At 78.5% G+C, this 531-nt stretch carries 1 pseudogene; it reads left to right on the top strand.

The features are described 5' to 3' along the window. Positions 1–531 (top strand): annotated as a pseudogene (locus tag ABD317_RS37625) (apolipoprotein N-acyltransferase); the annotation flags it as partial.

Below are 531 nucleotides of genomic sequence, written 5' to 3'. Positions count from 1 at the left end.
GCTGTCGTCGCGGTACCTCGGCGAGCGGCTGAGCGCGCGCGAGCTGGCCGGGGTGCTGCTCGCGGCCGCCTTCCCGCCGTACGGGCTGTGGCCGCTGGCCGTCGCCGGGCCCGCGGCGCTGTTCGTGCTGCTGCGCGGCGCCCGCCGCAAGCGGGACGCGTTCTGGCTCGGCACCGCCTTCGGCGTCGCGTTCTTCGTCCCCCTGCTGTGGTGGCTGTCGAACCTCGGGCTGCTGCCGTGGCTGCTGCTCAGCGTCATCCAGGCGCTGATCCTCGGCGCCCTGTGCCTCGCCGTGCCGCCGCTGGTCCGGCTGCCCGCGTGGTGGCTGTGGGCGGCGGCCTGGTGGGTGGCGGTCGAGGCGCTGCGCTCCCGGGCGCCGCTGGGCGGCTTCCCCTGGGGCCGGCTGGCCTTCAGCCAGGCCAACGCCCCGACGCTGGGCTGGGCCGCCGTCGGCGACGCCCCGGCCCTGTCCGCCGTCGTCGCGCTCGCCGTCGGCCGCCTCGTGAAGCCGGTGACGGCGCCGGCCGCGCG

It is taken from the genome of Streptomyces synnematoformans (genome assembly GCF_039531005.1).
GTDB classification, from domain to species: Bacteria; Actinomycetota; Actinomycetes; order Streptomycetales; family Streptomycetaceae; genus Streptomyces; species Streptomyces synnematoformans.
Note: the sequence above shows the minus strand (reverse complement) of the source record. Positions and strands in the feature narration are given on the sequence as shown.